This window comes from Bacillus sp. AR2-1 (assembly GCF_008368755.1).
Taxonomy (GTDB): domain Bacteria; phylum Bacillota; class Bacilli; order Bacillales; family Bacillaceae_G; genus Bacillus_A; species Bacillus_A wiedmannii.
The window spans coordinates 606978-625236 of sequence record NZ_QORY01000008.1; the positions used below are offsets into that span (position 1 = coordinate 606978).

The following is an 18259-nucleotide window of genomic DNA, read 5'->3' on the forward strand; positions in this document are numbered from 1 at the left end:
AGGTATAATAAGATTAGCAATTGAGTTAAGGAGGAATTTTGAATGAGTGATCGTCAAGCGGCGTTAGATATGGCGTTAAAACAAATAGAGAAGCAATTCGGTAAAGGTTCAATTATGAAATTAGGAGAACAAGCGGAGCGTAGAATTTCTACAATTTCAAGTGGTTCTTTAGCACTTGATGTGGCATTAGGGGTAGGCGGATACCCACGTGGCCGTATTATCGAAATTTATGGACCAGAAAGTTCAGGTAAAACAACAGTTTCATTACACGCAATCGCGGAAGTACAGCGTCAAGGTGGACAAGCAGCGTTTATTGATGCGGAGCATGCAATGGATCCTGTATATGCACAAAAATTAGGCGTTAACATAGATGAATTACTATTATCACAACCTGATACAGGGGAGCAAGGACTAGAAATCGCAGAAGCACTTGTACGAAGTGGCGCGGTTGATATTATCGTAATTGACTCTGTAGCAGCTCTTGTACCGAAAGCTGAGATTGAAGGAGACATGGGTGACTCACACGTAGGTCTACAAGCTCGTTTAATGTCTCAAGCACTTCGTAAGCTGTCAGGTGCAATCAATAAATCAAAAACAATCGCAATCTTTATTAACCAAATTCGTGAAAAAGTTGGGGTTATGTTCGGGAACCCAGAAACAACTCCAGGTGGTCGTGCGTTGAAATTCTATTCAACAGTTCGTCTTGAAGTGCGTCGTGCGGAGCAATTAAAGCAAGGTAACGACATCGTTGGTAATAAAACAAAAGTAAAAGTAGTTAAAAATAAAGTGGCACCACCATTCCGTGTTGCTGAAGTTGATATTATGTACGGAGAAGGTATTTCAAGAGAAGGTGAAATCTTAGATATGGCTTCTGAACTTGATATCGTTCAAAAGAGTGGTGCTTGGTACTCTTATAATGAAGAGCGTTTAGGGCAAGGTCGTGAAAATTCGAAGCAATTCTTAAAAGAGAATACGGATTTAAGAGAGGAAATTGCCTTCTTTGTTCGTGACCATCACGGAATTGGTGAAGACTCTGGTGCTGAAGAAACGGAAGATTCAAATCTTCAAGATTAAAAAATAAAAGACACGGTTCCGTGTCTTTTATTTTTAATTATTATGAAAGCGTTGTATATCGTTGGAGATAAAATATTTAATTTGCCTAAAAGGCTATGTATAAAGAGGGATATATGCATGTTTTGTATGCATAAACTGGAATTCACTAAGGTTTTCCAGGATAATATGCTGTCTTCTTTTTAAATTCATATATGAATTAGAGCTGAAGGTAAAGAAAGTAAAAGTAGACAACGCTTGACAATGAAAATTGCGATAGATACAATGAGAATGTATATTTTTTCTTATATACGAAACACTCTTCTCAAGAAGAGAAGTAATATTCGGAGTAAGACTTAAATCTTGCCGAAATAATAATATGACATTTTAATTGTGAAATGAAGAAAGTCCCTTAAAAAAGCGGGACGACGGTCTTTGCTGTATGTTGGTATTCAATGTACATGCCGACAGTCTTTTTTCATTCATAGCAAGGGGAGGTGAAATCATGAGTAGTACAGTTTGGATACTCATCTCCATTTTGCTTGCAACAGTCGGTGCAGTTGTTGGCTTTTTTGTTCGAAAGTCTATTGCTGAAGCGAAGATTAATGGTGCAGCTAACGAAGCGAAACGTATTCTAGACGAAGCGAATCGTGAGGCTGAAGCACTTAAGAAAGAGGCGCTTTTAGAAGCAAAGGATGAAATTCATACACTTCGTACAGAAGCTGAATTAGAAATTCGTGACCGTAGAAGCGAATTACAAAAACAAGAAAATCGTTTAATGCAAAAAGAAGAGAACCTTGATCGTAAAGACGAAACGCTCGATAAACGCGAGCGACAGTTAGAAAAGAAAGAGGAATCTCTTGTAGCGAGACAACAACAGATTGAAGAGTTGGAAAGCAAAGTGGGAGAGTTAGTTCAAAAGCAACAAACAGAATTAGAGCGCATTTCCAATCTGACACGCGAACAAGCGAAAGCAATTATTCTTGGTAAAGTAGAAAGTGAAGTTTCTCATGAAATTGCCGTAATGGTAAAAGAAAGTGAAGTTCGTGCGAAAGAAGAAGCGGATAAGAAAGCAAAAGAGATTTTATCTCTTGCAATGCAAAGGTGTGCAGCTGATCATGTTGCTGAAACAACCGTTTCGGTTGTAAATCTTCCAAATGACGAAATGAAGGGACGTATTATCGGACGTGAAGGTCGAAATATTCGTACGTTAGAAACGTTAACAGGTATTGACCTGATTATCGATGATACACCAGAAGCGGTTATCCTTTCTGGATTCGACCCAATTCGTCGTGAAACAGCTCGTATCGCTCTTGATAAACTAGTACAGGACGGACGTATTCACCCAGCGCGTATTGAAGAGATGGTCGAAAAATCAAGACGTGAAGTGGACGAGTATATTCGCGAAGTCGGAGAGCAAACAACGTTTGAAGTGGGTGTTCACGGATTACATCCAGATTTAATTAAGATTTTAGGTCGTTTAAAATACCGTACAAGTTACGGACAAAACGTCTTAAAACACTCTATGGAAGTTGCATATTTAACTGGACTTATGGCAGCGGAGCTTGGTGAGGATGAAAAACTAGCAAGACGTGCTGGTCTATTACATGATATCGGTAAAGCAATTGATCATGAAGTAGAAGGTAGCCACGTTGAAATTGGTGTCGAACTCGCAACGAAGTATAAAGAGCATCCTGTAGTTATAAACAGTATTGCATCTCACCATGGGGACACAGAACCAACTTCTATCATTGCAGTTTTAGTTGCAGCAGCAGATGCATTATCAGCTGCAAGACCTGGAGCTCGTAGTGAAACACTTGAGAACTATATTCGTCGTCTTGAAAAGTTGGAAGAGATTTCAGAGTCTTATGAAGGCGTAGAAAAATCTTTCGCAATTCAAGCAGGACGAGAAGTTCGTATTCTGGTAAAACCAGATACAATTGATGATTTAGAAGCTCATCGTTTAGCTCGTGATATTCGAAAACGTATTGAGAATGAACTGGATTACCCAGGACATATTAAAGTAACTGTTATTCGTGAAACACGTGCAGTGGAATACGCAAAATAAAGTGGTGAAACACCACTTTATTTTTTTGTGTTGGAATTGGTTAAAATAAAGGGAATTAGTATACAAGTGAAACAAACTTATAATAAATATATTGTAAGGAAATCACTTGAAGCTATAGTAATAAAAAATGTAGTACATAGGAAGGGTAAGACATATGAGAATATTATTTGTTGGGGATGTAGTAGGATCTCCTGGTAGAGGTATGATTCAACAATACGTACCGGCATTAAAGAAGAAATATACACCTACAGTAACCATTATTAATGGAGAAAATGCAGCAGGTGGACGTGGAATTACGGAAAAAATATATCGAAACTTTTTAGAATGCGGGGCACAAGCGGTTACACTTGGAAACCACGCTTGGGATAACCGTGAAGTATTTGAATTTATTGATGACGCAAAATATCTTGCAAGACCAGCTAACTTCCCAGAAGGAACTCCAGGAAAAGGACTTATCTTTGTGAACTGCAATGGAACAGAAGTGGCAGTTATTAACTTACAAGGACGTACATTCCTTCCTCCAATTGATTGTCCATTCCGTAAAGTGGATGAATTAATTAACATTGCAAAAAAACGTACGAATATTATCTTTATTGATTTTCATGCGGAAACTACAAGTGAAAAACAAGCGTTAGGTTGGTATGTAGATGGTCGTGCTACAGCAGTAGTGGGTACACATACACATGTTCCTACAGCAGATAATCGTATTTTACCAAGCGGAACTGCATATATCACAGATGTTGGTATGACAGGTCCTTATGATGGGATTTTAGGTATGGATCGAGAAGCGGTATTGAAGAAGTTTTTAACAAACTTACCAGTACGATTTGAAGTGACAAGTGGTAGAACACAATTAAGTGCAGTGCTAGTTGATGTGGATCCTAATACAGGAAAAGCTAAGAAAATCCAGCGTATCTTAATTAATGATGATCAGCCATTTTTTGAGTAATTTCTGGGTAAGATTTAGAAAAGTTATTATTTTTTAATTTTTTAGAAAAATTACAGAAATTTAGCAGGAATACGCGTCATTCCTCGTGAATATAAGTTAAAGTGAAATAATTGCTAATACTTTTTATAGAAACGAGGAGGAAACGCGGAATGGAAATATTAAAAGTTAAAGCAACGTCGGTCCCTAATTCTGTAGCTGGTGCACTTGCAGGTGTTATTCGCGAACGCGGAACAGCAGAAATTCAAGCCATTGGTGCAGGTGCATTGAACCAAGCGGTAAAGGCAGTAGCAATTGCAAGAGGATTTGTAGCGCCTAGTGGTTTGGACCTGATTTGTATCCCAGCGTTTACGGATATTATGATTGATGGGGAAGAACGTACAGCAATAAAATTAATTGTAGAACCTCGTTAAGCTTAAACAACCTGTTTGCAGTATGCAAACAGGTTGTTTTTATAATGGAGGAATGAAAATGAAAATTTTTGATGCTCATTGTGATGTGCTTCTTCAGTTATGGAGTGCACAAGGGAAAAAGAATTTTAAACATGATCCGCAATTACATATTACATTTGAACAATTAAAGAGAAGAAAAGGAAGTATACAATGTTTTGCTATATATGTGCCAGAAACAGTGGCATATGAAAACCGATTTGAAGTAGCATTACAAATGGTAGATATTTTTTATAATGAAATTTTATCCCTACCAGGTGTGAAGTTTATTCAGACAAAAGATGATATTAACATGTTAAAACAGGACGAGATTGGAGCGATATTAACACTAGAAGGATGCGAAGCAATTGGAAGAGATGCAATGAAATTACGGTTGTTGTATCGCCTAGGGGTACGTTCTTTTGGACTAACATGGAATTATGCCAATCTATTAGCTGACGGTGCGCTAGAGACACGTGGGGCAGGTTTAACGACTTTCGGTAAAGAAGTTGTACAAGAGCTTAATACGTTACATGCATGGACTGATGTGTCTCATCTGAATGAAAGAAGTTTTTGGGATGTTGTAGAAAGTGCAAAAAATCTTATTGCTTCCCACTCAAACTGTATGAAAATTTGTCAGCATCCACGTAATTTAAACGATGAACAACTTAAAGCTCTTATAAAGCGAAATGGCATGATAGGTGTCACTTTTGTACCGCAGTTTCTAACAAATGAAAAACAAGCGAATATAGCAGATATAGTAAAACATATCGAATATATTTGTTCATTAGGTGGAGAGAACAATATAGGATTTGGTTCAGATTTTGATGGGATTTTAGAAACGGTTGTAAATGTATCAGCGTATCGAGATTATGAAAATGTAATGAATGAGCTTTGTAAACACTATGCTGCATCTACTGTAGAGCGATTTTTATATGATAATTTTGTTGAACATATAAGTTTTTGAGATTTTTGTTTTAAAAATCCAGAAAAATTAGAATGAATTCATTTGATATTATTGCTTTTTTTAAGACCTAATACTAGAATGAAAAACAAAATAGCTTTATACTAAAGATTCAGGGAAATCAGAAGAGGCATAATTTGCGTCCGTTGTAGTTTATTTATATAAAAAATGCTAAACTATTACTGTAAAAAAATACACTACAATGAATGCAGCCAAAAGGGGTGTAGGAGATGATTAGTCAACTTTCATGGAAAGTTGGAGGCCAACAAGGTGAAGGAATTGAAAGTACAGGAGAAATCTTCTGTATTGCATTAAACCGATTAGGATATTACCTATACGGTTACCGCCACTTCTCATCACGTATTAAAGGCGGCCATACAAATAATAAAATTCGTGTAAGTACAACAGAAGTACGCGCGATCTCAGATGATTTAGATATTTTAATTGCTTTTGATCAAGAAACAATTGATTTTAACTTCCACGAACTACGTCCAGGTGGAATTGTAGTTGCGGATGCGAAGTTTAATCCAACAATACCTGATAATACAGATGTAAATCTATATGTGATACCGTTTACAGATATTGCTTCAGAATTAGGCACATCATTAATGAAAAACATGGTTGCTGTTGGGGCATCAAGTGCGGTATTAGGATTAGATGAAACAGCTTATTTAAATGTTGTTGAAGAGATCTTTGGTCGTAAAGGAGAGCAAGTTGTTCAAAAGAATATGGACGCAATTAAGCGCGGCTCTCAATATATGAAAGAATTGCTAGGTGAGAAAGTAAACATGATGCAGCTTGAAAAAGCTGATGGTAAGAAACGTATGTTTATGATTGGAAACGATGCAATCGCATTTGGTGCGGTAGCTGGTGGTGCTCGCTTTATGTCTGCATATCCAATTACACCTGCATCTGAAATTATGGAATACTTAATTAAAAAATTGCCGAAAGTTGGCGGGACAGTAATCCAAACTGAGGATGAAATCGCAGCTTGTACAATGGCAATCGGTGCAAACTATGCTGGTGTTCGTACATTAACTGCATCTGCTGGTCCGGGTCTATCTTTAATGATGGAGGCGATTGGTTTAGCGGGTATTACAGAAACGCCATTAGTAATTGTTGATACACAACGTGGTGGTCCAAGTACAGGATTACCAACGAAACAAGAGCAGTCTGATTTAATGGCGATGATTTACGGTACGCACGGTGAGATTCCAAAAATCGTAATGGCGCCAAGTACAGTTGAAGAAGCGTTCTATGATATTGTAGAAGCATTTAACCTAGCTGAAGAATATCAAGTTCCTGTTATTTTCTTAACGGATTTACAGCTTTCTTTAGGAAAACAAACGGTAGAACCGCTTACGTTAGATAAAGTGGAGATTCGTCGCGGTAAGCTTGATTTAGAAGCGGAATTACCAGAACGTGAAAATAAAGCATACTTCAAGCGTTATGAAGTAACAGAAGATGGCGTTTCACCACGTGTTTTACCTGGTATGAAAAATGGTGTTCACCATGTTACAGGTGTAGAACATGATGAAACTGGTAAGCCATCTGAATCAGCAATAAACCGTAAAGATCAAATGGACAAACGTTTCCGTAAAATGGAGAACTTGAAGTTTAATACCCCTGTTTATAAAAATGTTAAGCATGAAGAAGCAGACGTATTACTTGTTGGATTTAACTCAACTCGCGGTGCGATCGAAGAAGCAATGGAGCGCTTAGAACAAGAGGGTATGAAAGTAAACCATGCTCATGTGCGTTTAATTCACCCATTCCCAACAGCTGAAATCGATCCACTTGTGAAAAATGCGAAGCGTGTTGTAGTGGTAGAAAACAACGCAACAGGTCAGCTTGCTAACATTATGAAAATGAATCTTGGTAACGGTGAGAAAATTTCTAGTCTTTTAAAATATGATGGGAACCCATTCTTGCCGAAAGAGATTTACAACGAATGTAAAAAAGGGGTTGTATTAAATGGCAACATTTAAGGACTTTCGTAACAGTGTAAAACCAAACTGGTGCCCAGGTTGCGGAGACTTCTCGGTGCAAGCTGCAATTCAACGTGCGGCAGCTAACGTTGGCTTAAATCCAGATGAACTTGCTGTTATTTCTGGTATCGGCTGTTCAGGTCGTATTTCAGGTTATATTAATTCATATGGTGTGCATAGTATTCATGGTCGTGCCCTTCCAATTGCACAAGGTGTAAAAATGGCAAATCGTGATTTAACAGTTATCGCATCAGGTGGTGACGGTGATGGATTTGCGATTGGTATGGGACATACAATCCATTCTATTCGTCGTAACATCGACATTACGTACATCGTAATGGATAACCAAATTTACGGATTAACAAAAGGGCAAACTTCACCACGTAGTGAAGCTGGATTTAAAACGAAGAGCACACCACAAGGTTCAATTGAGCCATCACTAAATGTTATGGAAATGGCTTTAACAGCTGGTGCGACATTTGTGGCGCAAAGCTTTTCAAGTGATTTAAAAGAATTAACACAAATTATTGAAGCTGGTATTAACCATAAAGGATTTTCATTAATTAACGTATACAGCCCATGTGTTACTTACAATAAAGTAAATACTTACGATTGGTTTAAAGAGAATTTAACAAAACTAAGTACAGTAGAGGGATATGATCCGTCTAATCGCATGATGGCTATGCAAACGTTAATGGAAAATAACGGATTAGTAACAGGTTTAATTTATCAAAATACAGCGCAACCTTCATACCAAGAACTTGTAAAAGGCTATAGTGAGAAACCTTTAGTGCAATCTGATTTAAATATGGATCAGAAAATGTTTGATGAACTTGTTGCTGAATTTATGTAATATAAGAAGAGGAGGTTGCCATGTGGCAACCTTTTTTATGAGAAAATATAGGATAGTCTTATTTACTTAGAAAATTCAGAATGGTAAAATAATATATAAATCGTTGTATGAAAATGGTGAGTTCATTGCATATGAAATGTAAGATCCAAACAGAGCCTCTTTCTTGTTAAAATTGGCGAAACGCTTCATACTATGGTAATGTTTATAAGGATAAAGCAATATGCTTTTGGGTAGGACAAAAAGAAATATTAAAAGGGAATGTCTATTTGTGTGTGGGGAAGACTTCATTCTTATGAATGATTAGATTGATTACTCAAGTTTCAAAGGACAAGTTATCTCTCAAGCTATCTAACCATTTTTGAGGTGAGTCAAAGCGCATTAAAATGGACTATAGAGTGTGTATAGTTAAGGGTGAAAGGAGATTACCGATGAACGAGCAACAACGATTAGCAAGTCAACAAGCAAATTCCTCTACGAAAAAAGAAGAGAAAGATTATAGTAAATACTTTGAAAGTGTATACCAACCACCTTCCTTAAAAGACGCGAAAAAACGAGGGAAAGAAGAAGTTAAAATTGAACGGGATTTTGGCTTACCTGAAGAGTTTCGCAATTTTGGTACAGGAAGAAAGTTCTATATTCGTACATATGGTTGTCAAATGAATGAGCATGATACAGAAGTAATGGCGGGTATTTTCACCGCACTTGGGTATGAACCAACCTTTTCAACTGAAGATGCAGATGTAGTATTATTAAATACTTGTGCCATTCGTGAAAATGCTGAAAATAAAGTGTTCGGTGAACTAGGTCATTTAAAGTCATTAAAACGAAGAAATCCGGACCTTTTAATTGGTGTATGTGGTTGTATGTCGCAAGAAGAATCTGTTGTAAATAAAATTATGCAAAAAAATCAGCATGTAGATATGGTGTTTGGAACGCATAATATTCATAGATTACCGTACATTCTAAAGGATGCAATGTTCTCGAAGGAGACGGTAGTTGAAGTTTGGTCAAAAGAAGGGGATGTAATTGAAAACCTTCCGAAAGTACGCCGTGGCGATATTAAAGCTTGGGTAAATATTATGTATGGCTGTGACAAGTTCTGTACATATTGTATCGTACCGTATACACGTGGAAAAGAGCGAAGCAGACGTCCAGAAGACATTATCCAAGAAATCCGTCATTTAGCTGCGAATGGTTATAAAGAAATTACGTTACTTGGACAGAACGTAAATGCATATGGTAAAGACTTTGAAGATTTTGAATACGGACTTGGCGATTTAATGGACGAACTCCGTAAAGTTGATATTGCCCGTATTCGTTTTACAACGAGTCATCCACGTGATTTCGATGATCACCTAATTGAAGTGCTTGGAAAAGGTGGAAACTTAGTAGAACATATTCACTTACCGGTGCAATCTGGAAGCACAGAGATGTTAAAAATTATGGCGCGTAAATATTCACGTGAGCATTATTTAGAACTTGTAAGAAAAATTAAAGAAGCAATTCCAAATGCAGTATTCACAACTGATATTATCGTTGGTTTCCCAAATGAAACAAATGAGCAATTTGAAGAAACGATGTCGTTATATCGTGAAGTAGGATTTGATACTGCCTTTACCTTTATTTATTCACCGCGCGAAGGTACACCAGCTGCAAAAATGAAAGATAATGTACCGATGGAAGTGAAAAAAGAACGTCTTCAACGCTTAAATACACTAGTAAATACGTTGGCAATTGAAAAGAATAATCGTTACAAAGGTCAAATTGTAGAAGTGTTAGTTGATGGGGAAAGTAAAAATAATCCAGAAGTACTCGCAGGTTATACTCGTACGAATAAACTTGTAAACTTCGTCGCTTCAAAATCTTTAATTGGTCAGCTTGTGAAAGTAAAAGTAACGGAAGCAAAAACTTGGTCTCTTAACGGGGAATTAGTTGAAGAGCCGATTGAGGTGGAATAATAGATGAAAGTATATTCGAAAGATGAAATTGTTGAACAAGCGAAAGAATTAGCAAAAATGATTTCTGAAACAGAAGAAGTTGATTTCTTTAAGAAAGCAGAGGCGCAAATTCATAAAAATGAAAATGTAAAGCGTGCAATTGATGAAATTAAAGCACTGCAAAAACAAGCAGTAAACTTGCAGCATTACGGGAAATGGGAAGCTTTGAAAAAAGTAGAAGCTGACATTGATGCATTGCAAGATAAGTTGGATAGTATCCCAGTTGTGCAAGAATTTAAATCTTCACAAACATATGTAAATGACTTACTCCAGCTAGTTGCAAGTACGATTTCTAACAACGTAACAGATGAAATATTAATTTCAACTAATGGCGATGTATTGAAGGGTGAAACGGGCGCAGCGGTAGAAAGTAAAAAAGGAAATTGTGGTTGTTAAAGAGATGTCGAATTGACATCTCTTTTTTTAATGGGTTAAACGTAAGTTCTTCTCGAAAAAAGAATGACACATTCCGCTATTGTCACGCATATGATTAAGTGAATAGTGATTGAGGAGGGTTACGAATGTCCGAATTTAGAGAGATTATTACAAAAGCAGTGGTTGGAAAAGGACGTAAGTATACAAAGTCAACGCATACATGTGAATCGAATAATGAGCCAACAAGTATTTTAGGGTGCTGGGTAATTAACCACTCGTACGAAGCAAGAAAGAATGGAAAGCATGTGGAAATTGAAGGTTTCTATGATGTGAACACTTGGTATTCATTTGATGGTAATACAAAGACAGAAGTTGTAACAGAACGTGTGAACTACACTGATGAAGTGAGTATTGGGTATCGTGATAAAAACTTTTCTGGTGATGATTTAGAAATTATTGCTCGTGTCATTCAGCCACCAAATTGTTTAGAAGCTCTTGTATCACCAAATGGTAATAAAATTGTTGTAACTGTAGAACGTGAATTTGTAACAGAAGTAGTTGGGGAAACGAAAATTTGTGTAAGTGTAAATCCTGAAGGTTGCGTAGAATCAGACGAGGATTTCCAAGTCGATGATGATGAGTTTGAAGAATTAGATCCGAACTTTATCGTCGATGCAGAAGAAGAGTAATAGAAAGCTAGGGAGAAGTTCTTCCTAGCTTTTTACTTTACATAAGTGATGCTTGAATGAACATGATTCCTTATGAAATGTGCTATAATGAGGAAAGACTCCTGAAATAGGAGATATGGATGTCCGTGAAGTGTGACATATATGAAAATCGATTACTATGTAAGAATTATGGAGGAAAAGTATGACTCAATATACCCCTATGATACAGCAATATTTAAAGGTTAAGGCAGACTATCAAGATGCCTTTTTATTTTTCCGATTAGGTGATTTTTATGAAATGTTCTTTGAAGATGCGATTAAAGCAGCTCATGAACTTGAAATTACATTAACGAGCCGAGATGGTGGTAGTAGTGATCGTATACCGATGTGCGGTGTACCACATCATGCAGCTAAAAATTATATTGAACAACTTGTTGAAAAAGGATATAAAGTAGCTGTTTGTGAGCAAGTGGAAGATCCAAAAACAGCTAAAGGTGTAGTACGCCGTGAAGTAGTACAACTAATTACGCCAGGAACGATGATGGAAGGGCGTACTATTGATGAGAAAGAAAATAACTTCTTAGCAGCATTAACACATTTTGAAGATGGATCGTATGCTTTAGCTTGTAATGATTTAACGACTGGACAAAATACAGTAACGTTGTTAACAGGTTCAGTAGAAGATATTTTATTAGAAGTGTATGCAACTGGTTCAAAAGAAATTGTTGTAGATTCTACATTTTCAAAAGATGAATTAAATAAATTAACTGCAACATTAAAAATGACGATTTCGTATGAAGATGCAACAACGATTCCGGAAGGGTTAGAACATCTTGTGAAAAACGTTTCGCAAGCAAAGTTAATTAAAGCAGTTGGACGTTTATTTAACTATGTAATAAGAACGCAAAAACGTTCGTTAGACCATTTACAACCAGTGGAAATTTATTATACGAATCAATTTATGAAAATTGATGTGCATTCAAAGCGAAATTTAGAGCTGACAGAAACACTTCGAACGAAAGAAAAAACAGGATCATTATTATGGCTATTAGATAAAACGAAAACAGCTATGGGTGGTCGTATGTTAAAACAGTGGATGGAACGTCCGCTGATCCAGAAAGAAAAAGTAGAAGAGCGTTTAGAAATGGTTGAAACATTTGTAAATGATTACTTCTTACGTGAAGATTTAAAAGGAAAATTAAAAGAAGTATATGATTTAGAACGTTTAGCAGGGAAAGTTGCATTTGGTAATGTGAATGCACGGGACTTATTACAGTTAAGACGATCTTTACTTCAAGTACCGGCTATTTTAGAAGCGATTAGTCTGTTAGATAATGCTTATGCAGCAAGGTTAATTCAAGGTGCGGATCCATGTGAGAGCTTAACTGAATTACTAGGAAGAAGTATTCAAGAAAACCCACCGCTTTCTATTAAAGATGGAGATATTATTAAAGACGGTTATAATGATAAGCTTGATCAATATCGTTACGTTAGTAAAAACGGGAAAACGTGGATCGCTGAGCTTGAAAAACGAGAGCGTGATATTACAGGAGTTAAATCGTTAAAAATCGGGTACAACCGTATTTTCGGCTACTACATTGAAGTGACGAAGGCGAATCTTGCAGCGCTTCCAGAAGGCCGCTATGAGCGTAAACAAACGCTTGCTAATGCGGAACGTTTCATTACAGATGAATTGAAAGAAAAAGAAACATTAATCTTAGAAGCAGAAGAGAAAATTGTACAATTAGAATACGATTTATTTACAGCGCTTCGTGAAGAAGTAAAAGTATTTATTCCGAAATTACAACATTTAGCGAAAGTAATTAGTGAATTAGACGTACTGCAAAGTTTCGCGACAGTTAGTGAAGAAGAACAGTTTGTAAAACCTGTTTTAACAACTAAGCGCGAAATCTTTATTAAAGATGGTCGTCATCCTGTCGTTGAAAAAGTATTGAACGGGAAATTGTATGTACCGAATGATTGTATTATGCCGGAGAAAATGGATGTCTTTTTAATTACAGGACCGAACATGTCTGGTAAAAGTACGTATATGAGACAATTAGCACTTGTAACTGTTATGTCACAGATTGGTTGTTTCGTACCAGCAACAGAAGCGGTATTACCTGTATTCGATCAAATCTTTACGAGAATTGGTGCAGCGGATGATTTAATTTCGGGTCAAAGTACATTTATGGTCGAAATGTTAGAAGCGAAAAATGCAATTGCAAATGCATCAGAAAGAAGTTTAATTTTATTCGATGAAATTGGACGCGGTACATCTACGTATGATGGTATGGCACTTGCACAAGCAATCATTGAACATATTCATGACCAAATTGGTGCGAAAACGTTATTCTCTACGCATTATCATGAATTGACGGTGCTAGAAGAAAGTTTAGGACAATTGAAGAATGTACACGTTTCAGCTATTGAAGAGAATGGAAAAGTAGTATTCCTTCATAAAATCCAAGATGGAGCAGCTGATAAAAGTTACGGAATTCACGTTGCGCAACTTGCGGAGCTTCCAGATAGCTTAATCGCTCGTGCGAAAGAAGTGTTAGCGCAACTAGAAGGACAAGAAGAAATTATTATTCCAAAGCGTACAGAAGTGAAAGTACAAGAAGTGGCTCCAGAACCAGCTGTTGTAAAAGAAGAACCAGCAGAAATACAAGAGACGAAAGTAGAGACTGAGGAAGAATCGCAATTATCATTCTTTGGTGGAGAACAGTCTTCGAAAAAACAAGACAAGTCAGTTCTAGATGCAAAAGAAACGGCAGTACTTGCGCAAATTAAAAAAATTGATTTACTTGATATGACACCTTTAGAGGCGATGAACGAACTGTATCGCTTGCAGAAAAAGTTAAAGAAAGGATGAGTAAGTAGATGGGGAAAATTCGCAAACTCGATGACCAACTCTCTAACTTAATTGCGGCAGGGGAAGTAGTAGAGCGCCCTGCCTCAGTCGTAAAAGAACTTGTGGAAAATTCTATCGATGCGAATAGTACATCTATTGAAATCCACTTAGAAGAAGCTGGTTTATCAAAAATTCGCATCATTGATAATGGGGACGGCATTGCAGAAGAAGATTGTATTGTCGCTTTTGAACGACATGCGACGAGCAAAATTAAAGATGAAAACGATCTGTTTCGTATTAGAACACTCGGTTTCCGTGGTGAGGCGTTGCCGAGTATTGCTTCAGTTAGTGAATTAGAGTTAATTACTAGCACAGGTGATGCACCTGGTACACACCTTATGATTAAAGGTGGAGACATTATAAAGCAGGAGAAAACAGCGAGCCGAAAAGGAACAGATATTACAGTACAAAACTTATTCTTTAATACACCAGCGCGTCTTAAATATATGAAAACCATTCATACAGAGCTTGGGAATATTACAGATATCGTGTATCGTATTGCAATGTCACATCCAGAAGTATCATTAAAGCTGTTTCATAATGAAAAGAAATTGCTTCATACATCAGGAAATGGTGATGTAAGACAAGTACTTGCATCAATTTATAGCATTCAAGTTGCGAAGAAGCTTGTTCCAATTGAAGCTGAATCTTTAGATTTTACAATTAAAGGCTATGTCACATTACCAGAAGTAACGAGAGCATCTCGAAATTATATGTCAACGATCGTAAATGGTCGTTACGTTCGAAATTTCGTATTAATGAAAGCCATTCAGCAAGGATACCATACATTACTGCCAGTCGGACGATATCCAATCGGCTTCTTATCGATTGAAATGGATCCAATGCTTGTTGACGTTAACGTACATCCAGCGAAATTAGAAGTTCGTTTTAGTAAAGAACAAGAATTACTAAAGCTTATCGAAGAAACATTGCAATCGGCATTCAAAAAAATACAGCTCATTCCAGATGCAGGTGTAACAACGAAGAAAAAAGAAAAAGATGAAAGTGTGCAAGAACAGTTCCAGTTTGAGCATGCGAAGCCGAAAGAGCCATCTATGCCAGACATTGTTTTACCGACTGGCATGGATGAAAAACAAGAAGAACAACTGACTGTGAAACAGCCAGCACAACTGTGGCAACCGCCGAAACAAGAATGGCAACCACCACAGTCGCTCGTAAGGGAAGAACAAAGTTGGCAGCCATCTACTAAACCGATAATGGAAGAACCAATTCAAAAAGAGAAATCGTGGAACAGTAACGATGAAGACTTTGAATTAGAGGAATTGGAAGAAGAAGTTCAGGAAATAGAAGAGATTGAAATGAACGGTAATGACTTACCACCGCTTTATCCAATTGGACAAATGCACGGAACATATATTTTCGCTCAAAATGATAAAGGCTTATATATGATTGACCAACATGCCGCGCAGGAACGTATTAATTATGAATACTTCCGGGATAAGGTAGGAAGGGTAGCGCAAGAAGTACAAGAACTACTTGTACCATACCGTATTGACCTATCTCTTACTGAATTTTTACGTGTCGAAGAGCAACTAGAAGAACTGAAAAAAGTTGGACTATTCTTGGAGCAATTCGGCCATCAATCCTTTATCGTCCGCTCGCATCCAACGTGGTTCCCAAAAGGTCAAGAAACAGAAATTATCGACGAAATGATGGAACAAGTTGTCAAACTAAAAAAAGTGGATATTAAAAAGTTACGTGAAGAAGCAGCCATCATGATGAGCTGTAAAGCATCCATTAAAGCAAATCAATATTTAACGAACGATCAAATATTTGCTTTACTGGAAGAACTACGTACAACAACAAACCCATACACATGCCCGCACGGAAGACCGATTCTTGTGCATCATTCTACTTATGAGTTGGAGAAGATGTTTAAGAGGGTTATGTAGGGATACTGTTCATAGAGAAAAAATGGTTTCTTGTTATTTTAATAAAATATAGAGTGAAATAAAAAGGAGCGATAGTAATAAGTCGCTCCTTTTTAATATAATTCTTTTCCAACTATATTTTTAAAAAACATTTATAAACTAGAGATAACCAGATAAGCTCAACCTATTTGTACTTTATATGTGCTTTCTCATTTTTTGTAAGGGAAGAGTTTTTAATTTACAGACTTATCGGAATTATGTAAAGTGTAGATAAAACCATAAAATGGGGTGTTCTTTATGTGTACTAGTTTGACATTACAGACAAAAAACGGTCAGCACCTTTTTGCAAGAACGATGGACTTCACATTAGATATGAATCAAGAAGTAATAATTATTCCTCGACATTACCAGTGGAATAATATAACTGGTGAAATTATTAATACGAAACATGCTACGGTTGGAATGGGTATTAATCATCAAGGAAGGATCATTATGGCGGACGGAGTAAATGAAGCAGGTATGACATGTGCAACACTCTATTTTCCAGGATTCGCTACTTATAGTCAAAGCATAGATGACAACAATACAAATTTGGCTCCATTTGATTTTGTGACTTGGAGTCTGACACAATTCAATTCTGTCAAAGAGTTAAAGAAATCTGTAGATAGCCTTACCTTTTTGGATATACCATTACCGGATTTAGGACTTACGCCACCGCTACATTGGATTTTAGCGGATAAATGGGGAGATTGCATTGTACTGGAGCCGACAAATGAAGGGTTAAAAATGTATGATAACCCACTAGGAGTGATGACGAATAGTCCGGAGTTTAATTGGCATTTGCAAAATTTAAGACAATATATTGGCCTTAAATCGCAGCCATTCGCGCCAACTGAGTGGAGTAACTTACCATTAAGTGCTTTTGGTCAGGGCTCAGGTTCAATGGGACTTCCAGGGGATTTCACCCCGCCATCAAGGTTTGTGCGAGCAGCATATGGCAAACAAAACATTCAAGGTATAGATAGTGAAGAAGAGGGAGTATCGGCCCTATTTCATATTTTATCAAATTGCGAGGTTCCTAAAGGCGGAGTAATAACAGAAGAAGGTGCATTAGATAATACCATATATACAAGCGTAATGTGTATGGAGTCCGGAACATATTATTATCATACCTACGATTGTAGACAAATTATAGCCATTCATTTATTTCATGAAAATTTAGATACAGATGAGATTAAAGCTTATCCGTTCCAACGGAAACAAAAAATATTTTATGAAAACTAAGTAGCTTTGAAACAACTTTTAGTAAATTTTTAAATATATATAATAGAGCAATAATGGCCAATATAATTGTTGGGTGCTTCTTTAACTTTGTGATTTATCATAAATTTACTCCTTTCTTCAATTACGCCAACGAGTAAATTTATGCTGGTAGGAGCATTGGCTAAGAAATTTATTTTTAATTAAACTAGTTTTTATTTTTTCTAGAGGGGCCATTAAAGTGCTACTAGGTAAAATAAATATGGGCGTACTTTATTTATAAATAGTAAAGAACAAAAAGGGTATGGAAACTATCCATACCCTTTTTTGTTCTTTTATTATCTATGTATAAAAAAGCGCTGTATATCAGCACTTTTTAAAAGTACATGAGTTGTATAAGAAAAATTTATTTATTACCTATAACTATGCAAGGTCTAATATAGATTCTTATATATTTAGTGCTATAAGGGCCTATAAGGTTATTTGTTTTTATTATTATTAATTTTTTCCGTATATAACACCTGTTCTTTATAGTGTTTTTTAATTGGGAAAGTATGTGTACCAGAGCCGTTTTTGAAAGTTTTATTGATGGGGTTTTTTAGCGGGATTGTTGTAGTTTCAGTAAATTCATATGGGTAGTTTATTTTAGATTTATCTTCAAACATGAAAATGCCTCCTTTTAGGATTTCCTGAATTCTTTACTATAACATGATATGCATATAGATTTTTTTTGGACTAGTTATTTATAGAGGTTAATGGAATTAAATTACGTAACTACTGAAATATTTCAAAGGAAAACAATGTGAGAAATATATGATAATGCTTCTTTTATTTATTAGGGAAGGGAATAATGCAT

At 36.4% G+C, this 18259-nt stretch carries 14 protein-coding genes; 13 read left to right on the forward strand and 1 reads right to left on the reverse strand.

What is annotated here, in order from left to right:
* Positions 1–42: 42 nt before the first annotated feature.
* From recA to DT250_RS12970, 13 genes are all read left to right on the forward strand, one after another.
* The gene (recA, locus tag DT250_RS12910) at positions 43–1074 is read left to right on the forward strand and encodes a recombinase RecA (protein WP_048545964.1); all 1032 of its coding nucleotides are present in this window, start codon (positions 43–45) and stop codon (positions 1072–1074) included.
* 481 nt (positions 1075–1555) lie between these two features.
* Complete coding sequence (rny, locus tag DT250_RS12915; RefSeq protein ID WP_048545962.1) at positions 1556–3118, forward strand: ribonuclease Y; 1563 nt, start codon at positions 1556–1558, stop codon at positions 3116–3118.
* A 154-nt stretch (positions 3119–3272) separates the two neighbouring features.
* Positions 3273–4067, forward strand: a complete 795-nt coding sequence (locus DT250_RS12920) for a TIGR00282 family metallophosphoesterase (protein ID WP_001221093.1) — start codon at positions 3273–3275, stop codon at positions 4065–4067.
* 149 nt (positions 4068–4216) lie between these two features.
* On the forward strand, positions 4217–4477 hold the full coding sequence (spoVS, locus tag DT250_RS12925; RefSeq protein WP_000404341.1) for a stage V sporulation protein SpoVS: 261 nt from the start codon (positions 4217–4219) through the stop codon (positions 4475–4477).
* Between the two features lie 58 nt (positions 4478–4535).
* Positions 4536–5459: a dipeptidase gene (locus tag DT250_RS12930; RefSeq protein ID WP_097889678.1), complete on the forward strand. Its 924-nt coding sequence runs from the start codon at positions 4536–4538 to the stop codon at positions 5457–5459.
* Positions 5460–5686: 227 nt separating this feature from the next.
* A complete protein-coding gene (locus DT250_RS12935) occupies positions 5687–7444 on the forward strand; it encodes a 2-oxoacid:acceptor oxidoreductase subunit alpha (protein ID WP_000625432.1) in 1758 nt (585 codons plus the stop codon).
* On the forward strand, positions 7431–8297 hold the full coding sequence (locus tag DT250_RS12940) for a 2-oxoacid:ferredoxin oxidoreductase subunit beta (RefSeq protein ID WP_073516060.1): 867 nt from the start codon (positions 7431–7433) through the stop codon (positions 8295–8297). Before DT250_RS12935 ends, DT250_RS12940 begins: the two co-directional genes overlap by 14 nt.
* A gap of 428 nt (positions 8298–8725) precedes the next feature.
* Complete coding sequence (gene miaB, locus DT250_RS12945; RefSeq protein ID WP_073516059.1) at positions 8726–10255, forward strand: tRNA (N6-isopentenyl adenosine(37)-C2)-methylthiotransferase MiaB; 1530 nt, start codon at positions 8726–8728, stop codon at positions 10253–10255.
* Positions 10256–10258: 3 nt separating this feature from the next.
* Complete coding sequence (locus DT250_RS12950) at positions 10259–10690, forward strand: YlbF/YmcA family competence regulator (protein ID WP_073516058.1); 432 nt, start codon at positions 10259–10261, stop codon at positions 10688–10690.
* 125 nt (positions 10691–10815) lie between these two features.
* A complete protein-coding gene (cotE, locus tag DT250_RS12955) occupies positions 10816–11358 on the forward strand; it encodes an outer spore coat protein CotE (RefSeq protein ID WP_001288802.1) in 543 nt (180 codons plus the stop codon).
* Between the two features lie 181 nt (positions 11359–11539).
* The gene (mutS, locus tag DT250_RS12960) at positions 11540–14212 is read left to right on the forward strand and encodes a DNA mismatch repair protein MutS (RefSeq protein WP_149213094.1); all 2673 of its coding nucleotides are present in this window, start codon (positions 11540–11542) and stop codon (positions 14210–14212) included.
* A gap of 8 nt (positions 14213–14220) precedes the next feature.
* Positions 14221–16164, forward strand: a complete 1944-nt coding sequence (gene mutL / locus DT250_RS12965; RefSeq protein ID WP_098133892.1) for a DNA mismatch repair endonuclease MutL — start codon at positions 14221–14223, stop codon at positions 16162–16164.
* Positions 16165–16440: 276 nt separating this feature from the next.
* Complete coding sequence (locus DT250_RS12970; RefSeq protein ID WP_097889682.1) at positions 16441–17427, forward strand: choloylglycine hydrolase family protein; 987 nt, start codon at positions 16441–16443, stop codon at positions 17425–17427.
* A 455-nt stretch (positions 17428–17882) separates the two neighbouring features.
* Here the strand turns inward: DT250_RS12970 and DT250_RS12975 are convergent, their stop codons facing one another.
* Positions 17883–18068, reverse strand: coding sequence for a hypothetical protein (locus DT250_RS12975; protein WP_000461129.1), 186 nt, complete (start codon positions 18066–18068; stop codon positions 17883–17885).
* Positions 18069–18259 lie beyond the last annotated feature (191 nt).

Coding starts and splice junctions, on each gene's coding strand:
- recA (WP_048545964.1), top strand. CDS start 43: ATGAGTGATCGTCAAGCGGCGTTAGATATGGCGTTAAAACAAATAGAG.
- spoVS (WP_000404341.1), top strand. CDS start 4,217: ATGGAAATATTAAAAGTTAAAGCAACGTCGGTCCCTAATTCTGTAGCT.
- mutL (WP_098133892.1), top strand. CDS start 14,221: ATGGGGAAAATTCGCAAACTCGATGACCAACTCTCTAACTTAATTGCG.
- cotE (WP_001288802.1), top strand. CDS start 10,816: ATGTCCGAATTTAGAGAGATTATTACAAAAGCAGTGGTTGGAAAAGGA.
- DT250_RS12920 (WP_001221093.1), top strand. CDS start 3,273: ATGAGAATATTATTTGTTGGGGATGTAGTAGGATCTCCTGGTAGAGGT.
- DT250_RS12935 (WP_000625432.1), top strand. CDS start 5,687: ATGATTAGTCAACTTTCATGGAAAGTTGGAGGCCAACAAGGTGAAGGA.
- mutS (WP_149213094.1), top strand. CDS start 11,540: ATGACTCAATATACCCCTATGATACAGCAATATTTAAAGGTTAAGGCA.
- DT250_RS12950 (WP_073516058.1), top strand. CDS start 10,259: ATGAAAGTATATTCGAAAGATGAAATTGTTGAACAAGCGAAAGAATTA.
- miaB (WP_073516059.1), top strand. CDS start 8,726: ATGAACGAGCAACAACGATTAGCAAGTCAACAAGCAAATTCCTCTACG.
- rny (WP_048545962.1), top strand. CDS start 1,556: ATGAGTAGTACAGTTTGGATACTCATCTCCATTTTGCTTGCAACAGTC.
- DT250_RS12940 (WP_073516060.1), top strand. CDS start 7,431: ATGGCAACATTTAAGGACTTTCGTAACAGTGTAAAACCAAACTGGTGC.
- DT250_RS12930 (WP_097889678.1), top strand. CDS start 4,536: ATGAAAATTTTTGATGCTCATTGTGATGTGCTTCTTCAGTTATGGAGT.
- DT250_RS12975 (WP_000461129.1), bottom strand. CDS start 18,068: ATGTTTGAAGATAAATCTAAAATAAACTACCCATATGAATTTACTGAA.
- DT250_RS12970 (WP_097889682.1), top strand. CDS start 16,441: ATGTGTACTAGTTTGACATTACAGACAAAAAACGGTCAGCACCTTTTT.